Source organism: Acidovorax sp. Root217, from assembly GCF_001428645.1.
Taxonomy (GTDB): Bacteria; Pseudomonadota; Gammaproteobacteria; order Burkholderiales; family Burkholderiaceae_C; genus Acidovorax.
On record NZ_LMIH01000012.1, the window covers coordinates 904,639 to 922,016 of the forward strand.

Here is a 17,378-nt window from a genome sequence, read left to right on the forward strand (position 1 = left end):
GGGTGTCGGTGTGGCTTACTTGAGCTCGTCTGCGATCACGCGCACGATGCGCTCGGCGTTGGCCGAGGCTTCGGGCGTGCCGCCTTCGTTGAGCACGGACACCGTGGTCGCTTCACCCTGGCTGCGCACGACGATGCGGTACTTGAGCGGCGGCACGGCGTCCGGCGAGCGGGTGAACAGCTTGCCGAAGAAGCCGGACTCCTTCTTGTCCGCATTGGGCGCCACATAGCGCACGAAGTACACGCCATCGTTGCGGTTGCGGTCTTCCACGGTGAAACCGGTGCGGTCCAGCGCCACGCCGACACGGCGCCAGGCGCGGTCGAAGCCTTCCTTCATCTGCACCACGGGCACGTTGTTCACCGTGGCCACGGTGGCCGATTGCGCCACGGGCGCGGCTGCGGCGGCCACGACGGCCTTGGATTGCTCCTGGCTCACACCCAGCCTGACCATCAGGCGGCGCAGGAACTCGGTTTCCAGCTCGGGGTCGGCCGCGCGGGGCTGCCAGACGGTCTGGTCCTTGGTGGTGTTGCTGTAGACCTCGATCATGCCGCGGTGCGTGATGTAGACCTCGGTGCCGCCAGAGGCATTGCGCTCCAGGCGGGTGCGGAAGCGGTCGCGCTCACCCGTGGAGTACAGCGAATCGATGACCTTGCCTAGCGTGGAGCGGATCAGGTCCTGGGGCAGCTTGGCGCGGTTTTCGGCCCAGTCGGTTTCCATGATGCCCAGGTTGGCCTGGTCCAGGTCCAGCGTGAAGCCGTTCTCCAGCCAGAAGTCGCGCACGGGCTCCCACAGCTTGTCGGCGGGGCGGTCGATCACCAGCCAGCGCTTGTTGCCGTCGCGCTGGATGCGCACGTCGCCCAGCTGCGTGGCGGCCGCATTGGCCGTGCCCGAGGGTTGGGCGGCCTGGCTGGCCTGCATGGCAGCAGCCGAGACGGCGCCGCCCGGCACGTTGTAGCGGGAGTCGCGCGAGAGCTGGGTCAGGTCCGGGGGCACCTCCAGCGTGGAGCCCTTGGCGGCGCTCTTGTAGTCGATCTTGTCGCCTTCGAGGGCGGAGCAGGCAGACAGGGCCAGGGCGAGGGCCAGCAGGCCCACTCGGGTAGTAACAGCGTTCACGCGAATATCCTCGGAGTGTTCTTGGTACAGGCGCAGCCAGGGTTAAATCAGGCTGGCGGAGCGCAGTGCCGCCTCGACCACGGCTTCATTGCCCTGGCTCAGCGGTGTCATGGGCAGGCGCAGTGTGCCACCGCACAGGCCCATGCGGGCCACGGCCCACTTCACGGGAATGGGGTTGGCTTCGACGAAGAGCTGCTTGTGCACGGGCATCAGCTGGAACTGGATTTCCATGGCGCGCTGCACGTTGCCGGCAATCGCCGCCACGCACAGCTCGTGCATCAGGCGCGGGGCCACGTTGGCCGTCACGCTCACATTGCCATGGCCGCCGCACAGCATCAGCGCCACGGCGGTCGGGTCATCGCCCGAGTAGATGCCGAAACCCTTGGGGGCTTCGCGGATCAGCCACTGCGCGCGTTCGATGTTGCCCGTGGCCTCCTTGATGCCGATGATGCCGGGCACCTGGGCCAGGCGCAGCACGGTGTCGTGCTGCATGTCGGCCACGGAGCGGCCAGGCACGTTGTACAGAATGGTGGGCAGGTCGCCCACGGCTTCGGCGATGGCCTTGAAATGCTGGTACTGGCCCTCTTGCGTGGGCTTGTTGTAGTAGGGAACGACCTGCAGCTGCGTGTCGGCGCCCACCTTCTTGGCAAAGCGGGCCAGCTCGATGGCCTCGGCCGTGGAGTTGGCGCCGCAGCCGGCCATGATGGGCACGCGCTTGGCGGCCTGCTCCACCGACACGCGGATGATCTCGCAGTGCTCTTCAACGTTCACCGTGGGCGATTCGCCCGTGGTGCCCACGACGCCGATGCAATCGGTGCCTTCGGCGATGTGCCAGTCGATCAGTTTGCGCAGCGCGGGGTAGTCGACGCTACCGTCCTCATGCAAGGGGGTGACGAGGGCGACGATGCTGCCAGTGAGTGGCACTAAGGAAGATGTCATGTCCGCAGTGGTGAACGGGATAAAAGAGCATTCTAACTAGCCGCACTGGCCAGCAGATGTCTTGAGGGTGCCCCGGCGTCCGCAAGTTCCCTGATGGCCGTGATGCGCTGCACGAAACGCGCGGGTTCTTCGAGGAAGCCGTCCTCGTAGGCCACGGTGCGCAATCCGCTGCAGGCGGCCAGCAATTCGCCCGGCTGCAGCAGAAATTCGGGCCGCGCCGGGCGGCCCACCGTTTCGTTACCGTGTGCAAAGGTCTCGTAGACCAGTACGCCGCCCGGCGCCAAACTGGCCACCAGCGTGGGAAACAGCGGGCGCCACAGGTAATTGGTGACCACCACGGCACCGAACTGGCGCCCGGCAAAGGGCCAGGGGCCGTTTTCGATGTCGGCGCAGACCATCTCTCCGAGCAGGGCTCCTGCGGCAACGGCTTCGGGCGATCGGTCCACGCCCACCACCGCATGGCCCAGGCCGTGCAGCCAGCGCAGGTGGCGCCCCGCGCCGCAGGCCACGTCCAGCACGGTGCTGCGGGGTGCTATCAGGGTCGACCAGCGGCGCACCCAGTCCGAGGGCTTGTCAGATCCATGCATGGGCAATCAGAAGCAGTTCCACACCTGGTCGGCCAGCATCACCATGAACTCGGGCACGGTGTACATGGCAAACACGGCCAGGCACGCCAGGATGGCCACGGCCCAGGCCAGCACCCGCCACGCCAGCGGCAGGGCCGGGGTGCGGTGGGGGGCGTGCTCGGGGGCGGCTGGCATGGTGATGGGGTGCAAAGGTTCAGTCCGCCATCATGCCGGCACGGGGGCTGCGCGCTGGATAGGGCTTTCCTTGACCGGCAGGTTCACCAGGGCGGCGAACACCCCCAGGGCGATGGCGATGTACCAGACGATGTCGTAGCTGCCCGTGGCGTCGTACAGGTAGCCGCCCAGCCAGACGCCCAGGAAGCTGCCGATCTGGTGGCTGAAGAACACGAAGCCGCCGAGCATGGACAGGTGCTGCACGCCGAAGATCTGGGCAATGGTGGCATTAGTGGGCGGAATGGTGGACAGCCACAGCGTGCCCATGACGGCCGAGAAGATGTACACCGAGGCCGGCGACAGCGGCACCGCCAGGAACACCGCGATGGCAATCGCCCGCGCAAAGTAGATGAAGGCCAGGATGTAGCGCTTTTGCAGGCGCTGGCCCAGGGTGCCCGCAATATAGGTGCCGAACACGTTGAACAGGCCGATCAGCGCCAGCGCGTAGCTGGCCACCTGGGGTGACAGGCCCTGGTCCTTGAGGTAGCTGGGCATGTGCACGCCGATGAACACCACCTGGAAGCCGCAGACGAAATAGCCTGCCATCAGGAGTGAAAAGCTCGGGTAGCGGAAGGCCTCTAACAGCGCCTGGGTGATGGTCTGGTCGCGCTTGGGCGGGGCCGCGCCCTTGAAACCCGGTTCGCGCAGGCCGAAGGCCAGGGGCATGATGAGCAGCACCGCCAGCGACAGCGCCAGCAGCGCCTGCTGCCAGCCAAAGCTGGCGATGAGCCAGCCTTCCATGGGCACCATGAGGAACTGGCCGAAGGAGCCGGCCGCTGCCGCCACCCCCATGGCCCAGGAGCGCTTTTCGGGCGCGATCTGGCGGCCCAGCACGCCATAGATCACGGCATAGGTGGTGCCCGCCTGGGCTGCACCGATCAGTACCCCGGCCGTCAGCGCGAACAGCGTGGGCGTGGGCGACAGGGCCATGCCCGCCAGGCCGGCCGCATACAGGGCAGCGCCGGCCAGCAGCACGCGGAAGGCGCCGAAGCGGTCGGCTGCCATGCCGGCGAAGATGCCGATCAGGCCCCACGAGAGGTTCTGGATGGCGATGGCCAGGGCAAAGGACTGGCGCGTCCAGCCCATGTCCTGGGTGATGGGCAGCAGCCACAGGCCAAAGCCGTGGCGGATGCCCATGGACAGGGTCACGATGGCCGCGCCGCACGCGAGCACCTGGAACATGGACAGTTTCGGAGGATGCATAGACATGCGCAGAATGTAGCCAGATTGGCCACAATCTGCCCGCACACTGCCGAACAGTACAGTTGGGGGTGGTGAAGCTGTATTTTTATCCAGTCTTTGCTGCGCCGCACTACAATCCGCCGCATGTCTGCCAAACCGTCTTCCGTCTCCGCCAGCGAATATTCCGAAGGGTCGATCCGTGTGCTCAAGGGCCTGGAGCCCGTCAAGCAGCGCCCGGGCATGTACACCCGCACCGACAACCCCCTGCACATCATCCAGGAGGTGCTGGACAACGCCGCCGACGAAGCGCTGGCCGGGCATGGCAAGAAGATCAAGGTCACGCTGCACACCGACGGTTCGGTCAGCATTGAGGACGATGGGCGCGGCATCCCCTTCGGCATGCACCCCGAAGAGAACGCCCCGGTGATCGAACTGGTGTTCACCCGCCTGCATGCGGGCGGCAAGTTCGACAAGGGCAAGGGCGGCGCCTACAGCTTCTCGGGCGGCCTGCACGGTGTGGGCGTGAGCGTGACCAACGCGCTGGCCACCCGCCTGGAAGTGAGCAGCCACCGCGAAGGCAAGGTCGCGCGGCTGGTGTTTTCGGCCGGCGACGTGGTCGAGCCCCTGGTGACCCGCGCGCTGGAAGCCGGAGAGCGCAAGCAGGGCACCACCGTGCGCGCCTGGCCCGATGCCAAGTATTTCGAATCGAGCGCGCTGCCCATGGGCGAGCTCACGCACCTCTTGCGCAGCAAGGCGGTGCTGATGCCCGGCGTGTCCGTGACCCTGGTCAACGAGAAGACGCGCGATACCCAGACCTGGCAGTACAAGGGCGGCCTGCGCGACTACCTGATGCAGACGCTCAACGGCGAACCGGTGATCCCGCTGTTCGAGGGCGAAGGCTTTGCCGACCGCAACAACGAGAGCTTTGCCGAAGGCGAGGGCGCATCCTGGTGCGTGGCCTTCACCGAAGATGGCCAGCCGGTGCGCGAAAGCTACGTCAACCTGATCCCCACCAGCGCCGGCGGCACGCACGAAAGCGGCCTGCGCGACGGCCTGTTCAATGCCGTCAAGAGCTTCATCGAGCTGCACAGCCTGCTGCCCAAGGGTGTGAAACTGCTGCCCGAAGACGTGTTTGCCCGCGCCAGCTACGTGCTCAGTGCCAAGGTGCTGGACCCGCAGTTCCAGGGCCAGATCAAGGAGCGCCTGAACTCGCGCGATGCCGTGCGCCTGGTCTCGGGTTTCGTGCGCCCGGCGCTCGAGCTGTGGCTCAACCAGCATGTGGACTACGGCAAGAAGCTGGCCGAGCTGGCCATCAAGGCCGCGCAAACGCGCCAGAAGGCTGGCCAGAAGGTCGAAAAGCGCAAGGGCTCGGGCGTGGCCGTGCTGCCCGGCAAGCTCACCGACTGCGAAAGCCGCGACCTGGCCCACAACGAGGTCTTCCTGGTCGAGGGCGACTCGGCCGGCGGCAGCGCCAAGATGGGCCGCGACAAGGAAAGCCAGGCCGTGCTGCCGTTGCGCGGCAAGGTGCTCAACACCTGGGAGGTGGAGCGCGACCGACTGTTTGCCAACAACGAAATCCACGACATCTCGGTGGCCATCGGCGTGGACCCGCACGGCCCTAACGACACGCCCGACCTTACGGGCCTGCGCTACGGCAAGATCTGCATCCTGGCGGATGCCGACGTGGACGGCTCGCACATCCAGGTGCTGCTGCTCACGCTGTTCTTTCGCCACTTCCCCAAGCTCATCGACGCCGGCCATATCTATGTGGCGCGCCCCCCGCTGTTCCGGGTGGACGTGCCGGCCCGTGGCAAGAAGCCCGCCGCCAAGATGTATGCACTGGACGACGGCGAGCTCACCGCCATTCTCGACAAGTGCGCCAAGGACGGCGTGGCCCGCGAGAAGTGCCAGATCAGCCGCTTCAAGGGCCTCGGTGAGATGAACGCCTCGCAGCTGTGGGAGACCACCCTCAACCCCGACACCCGGCGCCTGCTGCCCGTGCAGCTGGGCAGCACGGACTTTGCCGCGACCGAGGGCCTGATCACCAAGCTCATGGGCAAGGGCGAAGCGGCCTCGCGTCGCGAGCTGATGGAACTGCATGGTGATGCAGTAGAAATCGACATCTGATGGCCTGGCTGCATCTGGGGCGTGTGCTCGGCATGGTGGCGCTGATGGGGGCTTTGCTTCCTGTGGTGACTTCTTTCGCCGATGGCCGTCCCGCCCGGATGCTGGTGGCTGGCGCCTTGATGCTGCTGGGCCTGACGGTCGCCGTGGTGTGTGACCGCGCCCTGGATGCAGCCCTCGACCTCAAGCTGCGGCGCGAGCAGAAGCAGGGACAGGACTTCAACGGAGCGCAGTTGCTGGTGGGGTTACGCTGGTTTCGATGGCTTCTTCAGGTCGCTGTCTTCGGAGGCTTTGCATTGCTGTTCTCGCTCTTTGCGTGGGAGGCGTGGAAAGCGGACTCCCTGTTGATTGGAGCGTTGGGAGCCGGGGTCGCTGTTGTGTTCCTGGTTGCCTTGGTGGCATTGCTTGTGCTGGCGTTGCAGGTGATGCGCTCCGGCCATCTGCTTTGCGTCGGTGCCGCAGGTTTTTCGGTGGCTGGTGAAAGCACTGTCGCTTGGCCGGTGGTACGGGGACTGGACATGCAGTATGGATCTGCAGGATTTCGCCATGCCGGAGAATCCATCAACCGCCCTTACCATCTGCAACTGGCGGTCGATGCACCATCCGCACAGGCCGCCGGTGTCGGGGCAGGATACTGGCCATGGCGGTGGAATCGGCCTCGTCTCATCGCAGAAGGACGCATTTTGGACCTGCCGCTGTATTTGTACGCAGCCAGCCCGTATGTCATCGAAGGTGCTGTGCGAGTGCTGTGCAAGCGGTATGGCGAGCGCTTTCTCGACCAGTGGAGAAGTGCCCATGCGCGCCCCGATCAGATCGCGGATCTGGAACGCGCAGATGGGGAGAATAAGCGGCAGGAGCAGGTGTTCGTCGTCGCCAATTCGGTACGCTACGAAGACATCGCGAAGCTGCCTGCGGCAGAGCGCAGGCAGAAGATCCAGGCCGCCATGGTTGGCTTGAAAGAGCTCGGTTTTCTCAAGACAAAGTGAAGCCCAAAATGCCTGGACTTTTCTTTCGGCTTTCACGCGGGGGCATCTAATGTCCTTGATGCATCTTGGGCGTGTGCTCGGTGTTACTGTCAGCGCAGTGGGCTTGGTTTCGCTGGTGAAGCCCATCGCGGAAAAGCCTGCGCACATGCTGCTGGCCTTTGGCTGCATGGTGGCGGGTCTGCTGTTGAGTGTTTTCTGCACCCAGTCGCTCGCTGCCGCGGACAAGCGCGAGCAGGATCGGGCGCGCGAGCAAGGGGAGCATCTTGCACAAGCGCATCTTGAGATTGGCGTGCGCTGGTTTCGGTGGTCGCTTTGGGTGGCCATGGTTGCAGTGGTAGAGGCAGTTCTGGTCGTCGTCTGCCTTGAACTCTGGCGCCACGGCTCCTTGTTGTGGGCTGCCATGGCCGCAGCGGGCGTATTCCTGCTGGCGGGCATGTTGTGGTCTTATTTTTCGGTTGCCTGGCATGCAGTACGGCGTGGTCATCTGCTGCGCATGGACGAGCGAGGCCTTGAAATCGCAGGGGACTGTTTCATCCCCGGGCCGCAATTGCGTGGCTCGGATTTGAGGGTGCACGAAGCCAAGGGTAACAAGCGCTATATCCTGTGCCTGGCGGTGGAGCCTGTGCCCGCCATTGTGGTCAAAGGTGGTGCCTGGCCATGGCAGTGGGGGCGTAGCAGGCTCTCTGCCGGTGGCTCTGTCGTGTCCGTGCCGCTTTTCATGCTGGCAGTGGATCCGCAATTCCTGGATGGCGCTGTGCGCCGGTTTGGCCGGCAATACGGCGCGGGCTACATGGATTTCTGGAAGCAGTTCCTGTCACCTGCTCAAACGGCTGAAATGGCGCAACTGGAAGACAGGATGCACCGCTTTGACCAGATGACCTGTGAAATTCTCGCGCGGGATGCTGCGAAACCGCCGGTTGCGGAGGAGGGACGAGTTTTGCAGGAGAGCTTTAACGGCTTGGACGCACGGCGCCTATCCCAAAACGAGCGGGTTTCGTCATGAGTCCTGAGCACGTAGTACCGCTTTCAACGCAGGGCGTGGGCGAGAGTGAAGTGGCTGGCAAGGAATTCTCGCAAGCGCCATTGCTGGTTGGAATGCGGTGGCCTCGATGGCTGCTGACGGTGGCTTTCCTCGCAGGTATGGGCGTACTGGTGGTGCTGTTCGGAACAGCGCATGCGCGCAGAGACCCTGTGTTCGGCATTGCGCTGGTGACCACTGTACTGCTGCTCGCAATCCCGCTCTGGACGCATGTATTGCAGGCCACACGCGCTGTCCGGTGCGGTTATCTGCTGCGTGTAGATCAGCGTGGATTCCATGTGGTCGGTGAGTGTTTTGTTCCTTGGTCGAAGTTTCATGATGCGGCAGTGAGGCACAGCAACTTTCTGCAACTGCAATTGGTGGTTGATCCTTCGGCGGCAGTTTCTCTGAAGGGCAGGGAGGGCGAGTGGCCTTGGCAATGGGGGCGTCCTGTGGTTGCGGCACATGGCCGGCTCATCCAGGTGCCGCTGCGTCTGCTCGATGTGAGTCCGAATTTTCTGGAAGAGGCCGTGTACGCTCTTTGCAAACGCTACGCCACGGGGGAATTTTGGGATCGCAATGGTTTCGCCCGCCTGGAGCGCAGTCTGGAAGCGATCCAGCACGATTTGAAGGTTCTCGATTCGATCCATCTGGAACGCATCAGGAAAATGCCTGCTGCAAAGCAGGAAGAAATTCTTCAAGCGGGCCTGGATTCCCTGGAGAAAACGAGTGCGCCCGAAAGGGCAATGGGTCCATGATGGCTTGGTATTTTTCACTTCTGCAAGGCTGTGGCGTGGCTTGGCGCCGTGCTGGAACGGGCGCAGCCTTGTGCCTGGTGACGGGCCTTGGCCTTTTTTCAGGCCCCGCCCATGCCGACCTCTGGGCCTTCGTCGATGCGCGCGGCGTGACGCATTTCGCGCCTGAGCAGGTGGATGCCAACTACCAGCTGTTCTTCAAGGGCAACGAATTCGACTCCACGCGCGACGCGCCCGGCGATGCGCCGGCCATGCCCTATGCCCTGCCGCCTGCGGGGGCGCGGCTGCTGGCCTTTTTCGACATTGCGCCGGACTTCAAGCGTGTGAAGCACCACCTGCGTGCCGCTGCGGTCAAGCACGCCGTGGACTACGAGTTGCTGCAGGCGCTGATCGCGACCGAATCGGGCTTCGATGCCGATGCCGTGTCGCCCAAGGGGGCGGTGGGCCTCATGCAGGTGATGCCGGCCACGGCCACCCGCTTTGGCGTGAGCGCCGATGCCAAGCGCTCGGTCGAGAAGAAACTCGCCGATCCGGCGGTGAACGTGCCCACCGGCACCCGCTACCTGCGCCACCTGCTGGACCTGTTTCCCAACCGCCTGGACCTGGCGCTGGCCGCCTACAACGCGGGCGAGGGAGCGGTGCAGCGCGCGGGCAACCAGATCCCGGCCTACAAGGAAACGCAGAACTACGTGCGCACCGTGATGGGCCTGTACACCCAGCTCAAGCCGCCGGCACCCGTGCTGGCCCAGCGTGCCGTGCCCGGGCGCGTGCGCATGGAGCTCTCGGGCGGCGCCCTGAACCGGGGCAACCTGCCGCCCGCCCGCGTGGCACAGACGCCCGCAATGACTGAACCTTCCGAATCCAGCAAGAACGAATGAGCGACCAACCCACTCTCGATTTTCCGGCCTCCGACGACGGCGGCGATTCCCTGGGCCTGGCCAGCTACGCCCAGCGGGCCTACCTCGAATACGCGCTCTCGGTCGTCAAGGGCCGTGCCCTGCCGGACGTGTGCGATGGCCTCAAACCCGTGCAGCGGCGCATCCTGTACTCCATGGACCGCATGGGCCTGGGGTACAGCGGCCCGACGCGCAACACGGCGGCCAAGCCGGTCAAGAGCGCCCGAGTGGTGGGCGACGTGCTGGGCCGCTTCCATCCGCATGGCGACCAGTCGGCCTACGATGCGCTGGTGCGCATGGCGCAGGATTTTGCCCAGCGCTACCCGCTGATCGATGGCCAGGGCAACTTCGGCAGCCGCGATGGCGACGGCGCTGCGGCCATGCGCTACACCGAGGCGCGCCTGTCGCGCATCACCAGCCTGCTGCTCGACGAGATCGACGAGGGCACGGTCGATTTCATGCCCAACTACGACGGCAGCACCGAGGAGCCGCGCCAGTTGCCCGCGCGCCTGCCGTTCGCGCTGCTCAACGGTGCCAGCGGCATTGCCGTGGGCCTGGCCACCGAGATCCCGAGCCACAACCTGCGCGAGATCGCCGACGCCTGTGTGGCGCTGATCAAGACGCCTTCGCTCTCGGCAGAGGACCTGCTGGCCCTGGTGCCTGGCCCCGACTACCCCGGTGGCGGGCAGATCATCAGCGCTGCCTCCGACATCGCCGACGCCTACCGCACGGGCCGCGGCAGCCTGAAGGTACGCGCGCGCTGGAAGATCGAGGACATGGCGCGCGGCCAGTGGCAACTGGTGGTCAACGAACTGCCGCCGGGCGTGAGCTCGCAGAAGGTGCTCGAAGAGATCGAGGAGATCACCAACCCCAAGGTCAAGGCCGGCAAAAAGGCGCTGAGCCTGGAGCAGACGCAGCTCAAGGCCAGCATGCTGGCCGTGCTGGACGTGGTGCGCGACGAGTCGAGCAAGGACGCGCCGGTGCGCCTGGTGTTCGAGCCCAAGACCGGCAAGACCCCGCAGCAGGAGCTGATCACTGCACTGCTGGCCCACACCAGCCTGGAGACTTCGTCGCCGATCAACCTGACAATGATCGGCCTGGATGGCCGGCCTGTACAGAAGTCGCTGCGCCTGATGCTGGAGGAGTGGATCTCCTTTCGCCAGAGCACCATCACCCGCCGCACGCAGCACCGCCTGGGCAAGGTGCTGGACCGCATCCACATCCTCGAAGGGCGGCAGATCGTGCTGCTCAACATCGACGAGGTGATCGCCATCATCCGCCAGGCAGAGGACCCCAAGGCCGCGCTGATCGAGCGTTTTGCGCTGTCGGACCGGCAGGCCGAGGACATCCTGGAAATCCGCCTGCGCCAACTGGCGCGGCTCGAAGCCATCAAGATCGAGCAGGAGCTCAAGGAGCTGCGCGAAAGCCAGGGCAAGCTCGAAGACATCCTGAACAACCCCGGCTCGCTGCGCCGCCTGATGGTCAAGGAAATCGAGGCCGATGCCAAGACCTTTGCCGATGACCGCCGCACGCTGATCCAGGCCGAGAAGAAGGCCGTGGCCGAGGTCAAGGTGGTGGATGAGCCGGTGACCGTGGTGGTTTCGCAAAAGGGCTGGGTGCGCGCGCGCACCGGCCATGGCCACGAGGCAGGGAGCTTCGCCTTCAAGGCCGGCGACGGGCTGTACCGCACCTTCGAGTGCCGCACGGTCGACACCTTGCTGGCCTTTGGCAGCAATGGCCGGGTGTACTCGGTGCCGGTGTCGGTGCTGCCGGGGGCGCGCGGCGACGGCCAGCCCGTGACCACGCTGGTCGAGCTCGAATCGGGCACGCAGCTCTTGCACTACTTTGCCGGCCCGGCCAGCGCCAGCCTGCTGCTGTCCAACTCGGGGGGCTATGGTTTCCTGGCCTCGGTGGAGAACATGGTCTCGCGCCAGAAGGGCGGCAAGGCCTTCCTCACGCTGGGCGAGGGCGAAACCGTGTGCCCACCCTCGCATGCGGCGGGCAGCACCGGCGGCCAGCCGCTGGCAGCGGCCACGCACGTGGCCTGCGCCTCGGCGGGCGGGCGCATCCTGACCTTCGAGATCAGCGAGCTCAAGACCATGGCCAATGGCGGGCGCGGCCTGATGCTGATCGACCTGGAGCCCAAGGACACGCTGGCCGGTGCGGCGGCCTACACGCGCAGCATCCGCATCGAGGGCATGGGCCGGGGCGGCAAGGAGCGCGAGGAGACGCTGGAGATCCGCTCGCTCAACAATGCCCGGGCCGCGCGCGGGCGCAAGGGCAAGGCGGCGGACCTGGGCTTCAAGCCCGCGTCGGTGACGCGCGTCGAATAGCGGTCACCCCCCGACTGCCAGGAAGCCACCCACCCGGGTGGCTTCTTTTTTGGTGCATGGCAACACTCCACGGGTTGCTACGGATTGGACGAAAGCCTGGAACGGGCGCACCATATGTAAAGAAGTGTCTGCAATGGCGCCAGGCGCGGGTTTTGCCCCGGTGGTGGCGGGCAGGCCCTGAAAAAATCGACAACGACAGGAGACCATGATGTTCCAACGCATCCGCATTGCCCAGAAACTGTGGCTCGCCGTCATCTTCATTGTGGTCATGCTGGCCGGCGTGGTGGGTTTTTCGGCCTACCGTTCGGCCAAGGTGCAGGCCGAGGCCGATGAAGTTGCCAGTGAAATGCAGACCCGTGTCGGCGCTGCGATCCGCTGGGCCGGCCTCACGGAGACCAATGCGGCCCGCACGCAGGCGCTCATCGTCAGCAGCGATGCGGCGGTGGAGGCCGAGTTCAAGGACGTGATCACCGCCACCTCGGCGCAGATCTCCGAGGTGCAGAAGTCGCTCGAAGGCATGGCCCTGTCCGACGCGGACAAGGCGCAGATGGCCAAGATCGCCGACGCCCGCAAGACCATGCTCGATCTGCGCGTCAAGGCCCGCCAGCTCAAGACCGATGGCAAGGCGGAAGAAGCCGTCACCCTGATCAAGCAGACCTACAACCCGGCCGTCGCCGCCTACCTCAAGACCCTGCGTGACTTCGTGGAGCTGCAGCAAAGCACCGCGCAGACCCGGCTGGCCGAGATGGCGGCCTCGCGCATGCTCACGGTGAAGATTGCGGCGGTGGCGGTGGGCGTCCTGCTGCTGGCCATCGTCGCCGGGGCGTACTACCTGATCGGCCATATCCAGCGGCCCCTGGCGCAGGCCAATGACCTCGCGGCCAAGATCGCTGCCGGCGATTTGAGCGAGCAGGGGTCCGTCACGCGCGGCGACGAGTTCGGCGACCTGCTGCGCTCGCAGTATGCGATGAGCGACTCGCTCGGGCGCATGGTGCACCAGGTGCGCCAGAGCACCGACAGCATCGCCATTGCCAGCGCCGAGATCGCCACCGGCAACCACGACCTTTCGGCACGCACCGAGCAGACATCGAGCAACCTGCAGGAGACGGCGGCGGCCATGGAGCAGTTCACCAGCACCATCGCGCAGAGCGCGACAAGTGCCCGCCAGGCCAGCACCCTGGCCGCCAGCGCCACGGGCGTGGCCGAACGCGGTGGCGCGGTGGTGACCCAGGTGGTCTCCACCATGGAAGACATCAACCACAGCAGCAAGAAGATCTCGGACATCATCGGCACCATCGATGGCATCGCCTTCCAGACCAACATCCTGGCGCTCAACGCGGCGGTGGAGGCGGCGCGTGCCGGCGAGCAGGGCCGGGGCTTTGCCGTGGTGGCAAGCGAGGTGCGCAGCCTCGCCCAGCGCAGCGCCGAGGCAGCCAAGGAGATCAAGGCGCTGATCAGCGCCTCGGTGGAAAAGGTGGAGACCGGCAGCCGCCTGGTGGCCGATGCGGGCACGACCATGACCGACATCGTGCGCTCGGTGCAGAGCGTGACCGACATGATCGGCGAGATCACCTCGGCATCGTCCGAGCAGAGCCTGGGCATCAACCAGGTCAACCAGGCCGTGGGCAACCTCGATCAGATGACGCAGCAGAACGCCGCATTGGTGGAAGAGAGCGCCGCCGCAGCCCAGAGCCTGCGCGAGCAGGCCGAGCACCTGGCGCAGGTGGTGTCGGTGTTCAAGGTCAACGGGGCCGCCTATGGCGGCGTGGTGCCGCCGATGCGCACGGCGCACATTCCCGCATCCCCGGCCAGACCGGCTGCCGTCAGCAAGGCCAGTGCGCCCCGCATTGCCCAGGCAGGCAACAAGCCGGCAGCCAAGGCTGCGGCAGCCCCTGCCAAGCCCGCGCCAGCGCGCTCGCCAGCGATGGCAGGCGCAGAGGAGGACTGGGAGTCGTTCTGACCAGTCTGTCAGCCGGTCAGCAAGTGCTTCAGGCCAGCTCTGCGATCAGCTCGATTTCCACGCAGGCACCCATGGGGATTTGCGCCACACCGAAGGCGCTGCGTGCGTGCACGCCCTTGTCTCCGAACACCTGGCCGAACAGCTCGCTCGCGCCATTGGTCACCAGATGCTGCTCGGTGAAGTCGCCGGTCGAGTTCACCAGGCTCATCACCTTCACGATGCGCTTGATGCGGTTCAGGTCGCCGCCGGTGGCCGCATGCAGCGTGCCCAGCAGGTCCACGGCCACGGCGCGTGCAGCGGTCTTGCCTTCTTCGGTGCTGATGTTCTTGCCGAACTGGGCGGCCCATGGCTTGCCGTCCTTGCGCGCAATATGGCCGGAGAGGAACACCAGGTTGCCGGTCTGCACGTAGGGCACGTAGGCGGCCGCGGGCACCGACACCGGTGGCAGGGTGATGTTCAGTTCGGAAAGCTTGTCGTAAACGCTCATGGTCGTTGTCCTTCGGTGGAGGTGGTGGTTGACATTGGCCTGGGGCGGCGCGCGGCACCGGGCCGGGCCAGGGCAGCACCTGAGTGTTACATACCCGCGCCGCGTGCCTGGCGAAGGCCTGCTGTCTTCGCGGTTTAGCATCGGCGCATGCCGGAGCTGCACGCCACTGTGATAGCTGCAACCGCCACGGGGACTCCGGTGGCCGTTGCGCGCAGCCATGCGCCGGCCCTGTGGCGCCTGCCCGCGTTGCTGGCGGGCAGCCTGCTGGGGGCTGCATTGCAGCTGCAGCAGCCGGTGCTGTGGCACTGGCATGGCTACGCACTGGTGCTGGCGTGTGCGGTCGCGCTGTGGGGCTTGTCGGGCCTGCTGGCCCGGTCCGGCGGCGCCCGCCTCTGGCTGCGCCAACTGCTGGTGGCCTCTGCGGGCGCCGCGTTGCTGTTTGCCACCACCGGCCTGCGCGCCACGGTCTACCTGCAGGGCGCGCTGGACCCGGCGCTGGAGGGGCAGAACATCCGTGTCATCGGCACCATCGCCGCCATGCCGCAGGTCAACGAGGCGGGGGTGCGCCTGCGCCTGGAGGTGGAATCGGCCTGGCTGCCGGGCGAGGGTGCTGGGGCCGCACGCAAGCCTGTTCAACTGCCCGAGCGCATGGACGTCGCCTGGTACGGCGGCTTCTTCTTCGGTGCCACCAGCGCCACCACCACCGTGCGGCCGCTGGAGCCGCAGCGCCGCCCGCCGGCCCTGCATGCGGGCGAGCGCTGGGAAATGACCATCCGCCCTCGCGCGCCGCATGGCCTGAGCAACCCGCACGGCCTCGACTACGAGCTGTGGACCTGGGAGCAGGGCGTGCAGGCGACAGGCACGGTGCGAACGGGCCCCAAGGACCTGGCGCCCGTGCGGCTGGCCAGCACCTGGCAGTACCCGGTGGAGCAGGCGCGCCAGTCCGTGCGCGATGCCATCCTGGCGCGCCTGGCCCCGGGCCTGGACCCCGACGACCCCGGCCGTGCGCGCATGGCAGGCGTGGTGGCCGCCCTGGTCACGGGCGACCAGCGGGCCATCGACCGGGCCGACTGGGATGTGTTCCGCGCGACCGGCGTGGCGCACTTGATGAGCATCTCCGGGCTCCACATCACGCTCTTCGCCTGGCTCGCTGCGCTGTTGGTGGGTGCCCTGTGGCGCCGCTCGCCGCGCCTGTGCCTGGCCGTGCCGGCACCCACGGCGGCGCTGGCGGCCGGGGTGCTGCTGGCGGCCGCCTATGCGCTGTTCAGCGGCTGGGGCGTGCCGGCGCAGCGCACGGTGACCATGCTGGCCACGGTGGCGCTGCTGCAGCTCTCGGGCCGCCGCTGGCCCTGGCCCCAGGTGTGGCTGCTGGCCTGCGCGGCCGTGGTCTGGGTGGACCCGTGGGCGCTGTACCAGGCGGGCTTCTGGCTCAGCTTCGTGGCGGTGGCGGTGCTGTTCGCCACCGACACGCGGGCCGTGGGCGGCGCGCCCCCCAAAGGCCGGGCGCGCGTGCTGGCGTTGCTGCGCGAGCAGTGGGTGGTCACGCTGGCACTCACGCCGCTGTCCCTGCTGCTGTTCGGCCAGGTGTCGCTGGTGGGTTTTGTGGCCAATCTGGTGGCGATCCCGTGGGTCACGCTCGTCGTCACGCCGCTGGCGCTGGGCGGGGTGCTCTGCGTGCCCCTGTGGAATCTGGCGCTGTGGAGCCTGCAGCCCCTGTCCGCCCTGTTGCAGTGGCTGGCGACCTGGCCGATGGCGGTGCTGTACCTGCCCGTGGCGCCACTGTGGGCCGGCGCGGCGGCCCTGGCCGGCGGCGTGCTGCTGGCCATGCGCCTGCCGTGGCGGCTGCGCCTGCTGGCCCTGCCGCTGGTGCTGCCCGTGCTGTGGTGGCAGCCGGGGCGGCCCGCGCCGGGCCAGTTCGAGCTGCTGGCCGCCGACATCGGCCAGGGCAATGCAGTGCTGGTGCGCACGGCCAGCCACACCCTGCTGTACGACGCAGGCCCGCGCTTCAGCCTGGAGAGCGACGCCGGCCACCGCGTGCTGGTGCCGCTGCTGCGCGCCCTGGGCGAGCGGGTGGACGTGCTCATGCTCAGCCACCGCGATGCCGACCACACGGGCGGCGCCGCCGCCGTGCTGGCCCAGCAGCCGGGCGCCAGGCTCACGGGCTCCATCGAGGCCGGGCACGAGCTGCAGGCGCTGCGCCCGGCCACGCCCTGCCTGGCGGGCCAGCGCTGGGAGTGGGACGGCGTGGCCTTCGAGGTGCTGCACCCGGCGCCTGGAGATGCGGGCGCGGCCGTGCGCGCCAACCACATCAGCTGTGTGCTGCGCATCGTGGCGGCTGGTGCGCAGGCGCCCGTGGCGCTGCTGGCGGGCGACATCGAGACCGGGCAGGAGCAGGCCCTGGTGGCGCGTGGCGTGCCGCTCAAGGCCGACGTACTGCTGGTGCCGCACCACGGCAGCAAGACCTCGTCCACCGGCGGCTTCCTGGATGCCGTGGCACCTCGCACCGCTTTGGTGCAGGCCGGCTACCGCAACCGCTTTGGCCATCCGGCGCCCGAGGTGGTGGCGCGCTACCAGGAGCGGGGGATTGCCGTGGTGGAGTCGGCGCGCTGCGGAGCGGCCACCTGGTCGTCGGCACGGCCGGATGGGGTGGCCTGCCAGCGCGAATCCGGCCAGCGGTATTGGCAGCACAGCATGGTGCCAGCTTTGCCGCGCTGAGTCTTGAGGGCCGGTGATGGCACAGTGCCTTGGTAGGCCGATTCGGGAAACTGGGCGCACAACTTGCTAT

Annotated in this window: 14 protein-coding genes; 8 read left to right on the plus strand and 6 right to left on the minus strand. The window is 66.8% G+C overall.

Annotated features, from left to right (window positions below; genetic code table 11):
* Positions 1 to 15: 15 nt before the first annotated feature.
* Genes bamC through ASE31_RS14245 form a run of 5 tightly spaced genes read right to left on the minus strand, consistent with a single transcriptional unit; the run spans position 16 to position 4,061 of the window.
* Positions 16 to 1,113: an outer membrane protein assembly factor BamC gene (bamC, locus tag ASE31_RS14225; protein ID WP_057202269.1), complete on the minus strand. Its 1,098-nt coding sequence runs from the start codon at positions 1,111 to 1,113 to the stop codon at positions 16 to 18.
* Positions 1,114 to 1,155: 42 nt separating this feature from the next.
* Positions 1,156 to 2,052, minus strand: a complete 897-nt coding sequence (gene dapA, locus ASE31_RS14230) for a 4-hydroxy-tetrahydrodipicolinate synthase (protein ID WP_057202271.1) — start codon at positions 2,050 to 2,052, stop codon at positions 1,156 to 1,158.
* Positions 2,053 to 2,084: 32 nt separating this feature from the next.
* Positions 2,085 to 2,639: a bifunctional 2-polyprenyl-6-hydroxyphenol methylase/3-demethylubiquinol 3-O-methyltransferase UbiG gene (locus ASE31_RS14235; protein WP_057202273.1), complete on the minus strand. Its 555-nt coding sequence runs from the start codon at positions 2,637 to 2,639 to the stop codon at positions 2,085 to 2,087.
* Between the two features lie 6 nt (positions 2,640 to 2,645).
* The gene (locus ASE31_RS14240) at positions 2,646 to 2,813 is read right to left on the minus strand and encodes a hypothetical protein (protein ID WP_157412468.1); all 168 of its coding nucleotides are present in this window, start codon (positions 2,811 to 2,813) and stop codon (positions 2,646 to 2,648) included.
* A gap of 30 nt (positions 2,814 to 2,843) precedes the next feature.
* Positions 2,844 to 4,061: an MFS transporter gene (locus ASE31_RS14245; RefSeq protein WP_057202277.1), complete on the minus strand. Its 1,218-nt coding sequence runs from the start codon at positions 4,059 to 4,061 to the stop codon at positions 2,844 to 2,846.
* Positions 4,062 to 4,178: 117 nt separating this feature from the next.
* Here ASE31_RS14245 and ASE31_RS14250 point away from each other — a divergent pair, with 117 nt between their 5' ends.
* The 7 genes from ASE31_RS14250 to ASE31_RS14280 all read left to right on the plus strand — a co-directional run bounded on the left by ASE31_RS14250 (position 4,179) and on the right by ASE31_RS14280 (position 14,106).
* Positions 4,179 to 6,161, plus strand: a complete 1,983-nt coding sequence (locus ASE31_RS14250) for a DNA topoisomerase IV subunit B (protein ID WP_057202279.1) — start codon at positions 4,179 to 4,181, stop codon at positions 6,159 to 6,161.
* Complete coding sequence (locus tag ASE31_RS14255) at positions 6,161 to 7,144, plus strand: hypothetical protein (RefSeq protein ID WP_057202281.1); 984 nt, start codon at positions 6,161 to 6,163, stop codon at positions 7,142 to 7,144. Before ASE31_RS14250 ends, ASE31_RS14255 begins: the two co-directional genes overlap by 1 nt.
* 49 nt (positions 7,145 to 7,193) lie before the next feature.
* Positions 7,194 to 8,147, plus strand: a complete 954-nt coding sequence (locus tag ASE31_RS14260) for a hypothetical protein (RefSeq protein ID WP_057202282.1) — start codon at positions 7,194 to 7,196, stop codon at positions 8,145 to 8,147.
* Positions 8,144 to 8,920, plus strand: a complete 777-nt coding sequence (locus tag ASE31_RS31605; protein WP_157412469.1) for a hypothetical protein — start codon at positions 8,144 to 8,146, stop codon at positions 8,918 to 8,920. Before ASE31_RS14260 ends, ASE31_RS31605 begins: the two co-directional genes overlap by 4 nt.
* A gap of 77 nt (positions 8,921 to 8,997) precedes the next feature.
* Entirely contained in the window at positions 8,998 to 9,795 is a 798-nt protein-coding gene (locus ASE31_RS14270; protein WP_157412470.1) for a lytic transglycosylase domain-containing protein, read from the plus strand.
* Positions 9,792 to 12,146, plus strand: a complete 2,355-nt coding sequence (gene parC, locus ASE31_RS14275) for a DNA topoisomerase IV subunit A (protein WP_057202289.1) — start codon at positions 9,792 to 9,794, stop codon at positions 12,144 to 12,146. The genes ASE31_RS14270 and parC overlap by 4 nt, the downstream gene beginning before the upstream one ends.
* Before the next feature lie 208 nt (positions 12,147 to 12,354).
* A complete protein-coding gene (locus tag ASE31_RS14280) occupies positions 12,355 to 14,106 on the plus strand; it encodes a methyl-accepting chemotaxis protein (protein ID WP_057202574.1) in 1,752 nt (583 codons plus the stop codon).
* A gap of 28 nt (positions 14,107 to 14,134) precedes the next feature.
* Here ASE31_RS14280 and ASE31_RS14285 read toward each other — a convergent pair whose 3' ends face one another.
* Positions 14,135 to 14,593, minus strand: a complete 459-nt coding sequence (locus ASE31_RS14285; RefSeq protein ID WP_057202291.1) for a RidA family protein — start codon at positions 14,591 to 14,593, stop codon at positions 14,135 to 14,137.
* Positions 14,594 to 14,740: 147 nt separating this feature from the next.
* Here ASE31_RS14285 and ASE31_RS14290 point away from each other — a divergent pair, with 147 nt between their 5' ends.
* Complete coding sequence (locus ASE31_RS14290) at positions 14,741 to 17,308, plus strand: DNA internalization-related competence protein ComEC/Rec2 (RefSeq protein ID WP_082604144.1); 2,568 nt, start codon at positions 14,741 to 14,743, stop codon at positions 17,306 to 17,308.
* The last annotated feature ends 70 nt before the right edge of the window (positions 17,309 to 17,378 follow it).

Excerpts from the sequence above, each read along its gene's own strand:
- dapA (WP_057202271.1), bottom strand. The coding sequence starts at position 2,052 with ATGACATCTTCCTTAGTGCCACTCACTGGCAGCATCGTCGCCCTCGTC.
- ASE31_RS14235 (WP_057202273.1), bottom strand. The coding sequence starts at position 2,639 with ATGCATGGATCTGACAAGCCCTCGGACTGGGTGCGCCGCTGGTCGACC.
- ASE31_RS14240 (WP_157412468.1), bottom strand. The coding sequence starts at position 2,813 with ATGCCAGCCGCCCCCGAGCACGCCCCCCACCGCACCCCGGCCCTGCCG.
- ASE31_RS14245 (WP_057202277.1), bottom strand. The coding sequence starts at position 4,061 with ATGTCTATGCATCCTCCGAAACTGTCCATGTTCCAGGTGCTCGCGTGC.
- ASE31_RS14250 (WP_057202279.1), top strand. The coding sequence starts at position 4,179 with ATGTCTGCCAAACCGTCTTCCGTCTCCGCCAGCGAATATTCCGAAGGG.
- ASE31_RS14255 (WP_057202281.1), top strand. The coding sequence starts at position 6,161 with ATGGCCTGGCTGCATCTGGGGCGTGTGCTCGGCATGGTGGCGCTGATG.
- ASE31_RS14260 (WP_057202282.1), top strand. The coding sequence starts at position 7,194 with ATGTCCTTGATGCATCTTGGGCGTGTGCTCGGTGTTACTGTCAGCGCA.
- ASE31_RS31605 (WP_157412469.1), top strand. The coding sequence starts at position 8,144 with ATGAGTCCTGAGCACGTAGTACCGCTTTCAACGCAGGGCGTGGGCGAG.
- parC (WP_057202289.1), top strand. The coding sequence starts at position 9,792 with ATGAGCGACCAACCCACTCTCGATTTTCCGGCCTCCGACGACGGCGGC.
- ASE31_RS14280 (WP_057202574.1), top strand. The coding sequence starts at position 12,355 with ATGTTCCAACGCATCCGCATTGCCCAGAAACTGTGGCTCGCCGTCATC.
- ASE31_RS14285 (WP_057202291.1), bottom strand. The coding sequence starts at position 14,593 with ATGAGCGTTTACGACAAGCTTTCCGAACTGAACATCACCCTGCCACCG.
- ASE31_RS14290 (WP_082604144.1), top strand. The coding sequence starts at position 14,741 with ATGCCGGAGCTGCACGCCACTGTGATAGCTGCAACCGCCACGGGGACT.